The 4,303-nt window shown below is 56.6% G+C and carries 3 protein-coding genes; all 3 read left to right on the plus strand.

Features of this window, described 5'->3' with window-relative positions:
• The first annotated feature begins 4 nt into the window (after positions 1–4).
• Positions 5–166, plus strand: a complete 162-nt coding sequence (locus IK083_10360; protein ID MBR4749956.1) for a hypothetical protein — start codon at positions 5–7, stop codon at positions 164–166.
• Between the two features lie 216 nt (positions 167–382).
• Positions 383–2,548 carry a hypothetical protein gene (locus IK083_10365; GenBank protein MBR4749957.1) on the plus strand — a complete coding sequence of 722 codons (2,166 nt, stop codon included), beginning with the start codon at positions 383–385 and terminating at the stop codon, positions 2,546–2,548.
• 78 nt (positions 2,549–2,626) lie between these two features.
• Positions 2,627–4,303: hypothetical protein (locus tag IK083_10370; GenBank protein MBR4749958.1), on the plus strand; the 1,677-nt coding region annotated here is incomplete at its 3' end.

A 4,303-nucleotide genomic window follows, 5' to 3' on the forward strand; every position in this document is an offset into this window, starting at 1 on the left:
CTACATCAACAACGTCAAGGTAGAGATGACCATCGGCTCCAGGACCATCAAGGTCAACGGCAAGAGCCTCACGGTCAATATGATACCCAAGATCCAGAACGGCAGGACCATCATCGACGTGTCCGACCTGAAGAGGGCCTTCGATCTGGCCAAAGAAACCAATTAAGCTTTATTATACAGAGCCGGCTTGAGGCCGGCTTTTTTCTTATATCGAGCCGGTCACGCCCCCTGTTACGCAGGCGGGCGGAGCCTCTCATTATTTTCTTTTCGCCGAAAGTCCTAAGGAACATCGGCTCATAAATCGGTGTCATATGTATGTGATATTGTCATCAAAGATTAGTATATACATAGGCGACATTTACTGACTGTGAGGTACGCTGTTTTGAAAAAGCTTGTAATTACCTTATTATTGATCACGCTCTCGGCCGGGCTTGCCCTGGCCAAGTCGGATATCAAGGCCGGCAATATGCTGCAGAACTATGAGTTCTATACTGCCGGAGCAGATCCTTCGATGCCTGAGCACTGGGAGATCGACGGTGCTCTGGCGCCGGACTTTTCCTACAGCGGGGGCACTCTCAGCTTCAGGAATACGTCAGCGACCGGGACTGTCACGCCTCAGTACGTGTATCAAGACGTGAACGTTGCCGGCGGTACCGGCAGGCTGTATACGGTGGGTATGGATATCGAATCCTTTGATGCCTTCATGGTGTACAAGTTCCGTTCCCTGGACGAAGGCAATGTGGGCCTCCAGATCCAGTGGCTGGACGCCGACGGCAAGGTCATCAAGTCCGAAAAGCCCAAGGGCTTTCTGGAATCCCATTTTCTGTTTTATTCTATGAACGAAAATGACCGGGCTCTGGAAAGAACGGTCTATTGTCCCGCAGACAGCAGCATAGTCACCTGCCGTTTCTGCTTGTACGTGGAAAGGGGCATTTACGCTCAGAAGATCACCTTCAATCAGGCCTGGATGTATCCCGCCGGCAAGCCCGCTCCTTATATCGCCCTTGCCCACAGCGCCGTGTCCGGCAGCACTCCCGTCGCCGCCACGGGCAACGTGGTCAGCAGCCTGAACGTAGGCTTTGAGGCCGTGGGGGACGATTCTTATTTTGCCGATGAGCCTTCCTTCCGCATCTATCCGGTGATGGCTCCGGACAAGTATATCGACGACTGCACTGCGACCCGCTCTTCCATTGGCGGCGGCAAGGTGCTCTACAAGGGCAGATTCAACGACGTCGCCGGCTACGGCGGTGAGCCCGAGCCCTTCGTTCTGGAGATGCGCTGCAAATCCAACGGCAGCGAAGCTGTGATCGCCAGGGATTATTTCTACTATGAGCCCGGCGCCGAGGGCGTCAATGCAGGCTGGCAATTTGACGAGTACGGCAGATTCCTGAACCGCAGCGGCCGATACTCCTCTATGTTCGGCGTGTCCTTTGATCTGGACCGGGGCTACGGCGAAGACTACAGCGTGTTTTATGAGGTGGGCGTCGACAAATACATCAAGGGTCTGGAGGCAGCCTCCGCGGATCTGATAGAAGCCAAGGTCAACTGGAAGGCAGGCGATTCGACGCTTTATATGAACTGGTCCAAATACGCTCCCGGCTGCAAGTGGCTCTTCGACGTGTCCGACCACATGTACAACAAGGGCGAGCTGGCCTACGACTGGTATGACATCATCAACAACGCCCGCATGGTGTGCGACAACCTCATGGGCTTTGTAGGCTGTGACAAGCTGTCTGCGGGCAATCTGTCCGACGCGGTGAAATTCAGAGAGCAGCTGCGCTCTTCCGACAGGAAGCCGCTGGCGGTCAACAGGCTGGCCGGCGTTTCGGCCGCGGAGCTCAATGAGGCGGCCGTCTATTCCCGGACCGCGGGAGACGCGGTTATGCTGGACCTGATGCCCTCCAACGGCAGCGACTGGCGTGACGGGGACTTTCCCATAAGCGATCCCGTGTTCGATGATAAGGCTGTGTTTGACAGGCCGGTCTTTGCCATTGCCAAAGCGGGCGGTCTCCATCCCAAAAATATCCTGCGTCTCATGCAGTACTCCCGGAATAAGAATCTGGCGGGCCTCATATTTGACGTGAATCCCAGCAACGCCTTTCAGTCCGATCCGGGCAATCCTCAGATGGAATGGGGCAACTTCGTGGCGGCCATGTTCATCAAGGACTTTCTGAATGACGCTGTCGGCCTTATCGCCAATTTCAGTGGCGACTCCGGAAGCACCGCGCCCGCGGGCGTGGATGTCGACGCCAGCAACTCCGTAGTCCGTATAATGGGTACGTCGCAGATAGACAATACCAATTACAACGTATTGGTAAACGAGGCCACTGCGGACGAGTGTTTCTTCATCGTGATCACGTCCATGAAAGACAGTCTCGCTTCGAGGACTGCCGAGGTCAGGCTGCAGGCCCAAAACACAGGCTACGTCTGCGACCTGAAGAGCTACGGCATAGACGGCAGCGTCACAGTACAGCAGCTGGATGCGGATACCGAGCAAAGAGTTTACGTCAACGGCGTGTCGGTGTTTTATATCCACAAGGCGGAATAGATCATGATCCCGGCTTTTGCCGGTCAGCATAGTTTTTGAAGGTCACCTATTGCGATTTTTGAAATCGTCGGAGGAATTATGAAAAGATTAGTCACAATTTTTGCTCTGCTTATTGCCGTAGGAGTCATAGCCTTTGCCTATACGGGCGCTCCCGTCGGCATATGGGAAGGGCTTGGCAAAAATACGGAAAAGCAGGCCTACAATCCCAAGTCTGCCGGTATGGATGCAAAAAAAATAGTTCCTATATGGCTCTATCCCCAGATAGCGGACGGAGACGTCTATGAAAAGACTCTCGATTCCGCGGGCGTCACCGTTTCCAACGGCTCCGAGGCCGAGTGGGTCAGCGCAGGCGTGGGCACCTCTCCCGTCGGCCTGGACGCCGACGTGAACCCCGGCGATATCCGGGGCAGCAGGTTCATGTATGCCGAAGCCGTGTACGGAGCAGCATTTGACGAAGGGCAGACCGCTGCCATAGACTATACCTTTTCGGACCTGCCCAAGGGTGATTATCAGGTCAATCTTTCCGTTCCTTCGAGCCTGACCATCAACCAGAACGATTACAACGTGTGCAACTATGCATACGTCAGGATCAGCATCAACGGCGGAGCCGCCTTCAACTCCACCGTGGATATGTCCAGAGATCAGTATTCCGGCCAGTGGATCTACGCCGGTTCGGACGTCTTTGATCTGGATGCTGCCTCCAACACCATCAAGGTGACCATCACCAATATAGGCGAGTATCTGGATGAGGATTCTCTGTCCGAGGACAGCTCTGCCGCCATAGTGCTGGCGGATGCCGTGCGGCTTATCAGGCTCAGCAGCGCCCAGATGGTGGGCTCTCCCGTAGCCGAAAGAGCCGGCTCGGGTTCCGTCATAGTTGACGACCAGGAGCTCCTGTATCCCGGCGGCAGCTGGAAAAAATTTGATCTGGACCACGCTCCCTTCCTTGCCGAAGGGCAGACGGCCCTGGGCAAGAGCATTTCCTGTCTCCAGGCATCTGACTGCGTGGCCGCCAATAACGCCAGGCTGCCCTTCAGCGTGGGCGTAAGCGGGACCTACAGCGTCAAGATACACTGTCCTCAGATGGATCCTACTATCGAGACAGGAGGGGATACCCCTCTCGTCAACCCCGCGGGAACTACCGCCACCTGCGTATTTGACGTGGTGACCGAGGGCGGCGTGAGCGTGGGCTCCGTCACAGGGACCACCGGCCCCGCCGGCTGGCTGACCCTGTCCTCCGGCTCCACTCTGGATCTGGTTGCCGGCGCCCGGTATTATCTGGTCTTCAAAGTCGCCGAGGGCACCACTGCCTACGGCCTCACCTTTGACGCCCTGAAGCTGGATCTTGTCAACGAATCCGCCGGCGGCGTGTATCCCGGCAACGGGTTCCCCATAGTATATACTTCCATCAATGAGACGGACGACTCCGTGGCCTCGTCTTACGTGGCCCACACATACGGCCGCCTCTGCGCCGTCAACGCTACCGGCGACGATGAGACCAAGGTGGCCACGGAGCTGTGGACCTACCCCAACAAGGATACGGACAAATGGGGCCTTTACGAAGGTCCCGTGGCCGGCGGCTTTGCCACCACTCCGCTGATCACTTCGGCCATGAACGGCAAGACCGGCAGGCTGGAGAAGGTGCTCTTCGTGGGCGACAAGAGCGGCATATTCTACGCCTTTGACGCCGCCGGCGGCGACTACGCCTCCGGTGACGAAGCGGGCAGCCGGCTCCTCTTCAAGGGCCCCGGCATC

The sequence above is a fragment of the Abditibacteriota bacterium genome (assembly GCA_017552965.1).
GTDB lineage: Bacteria > Armatimonadota > UBA5829 > UBA5829 > UBA5829 > RGIG7931.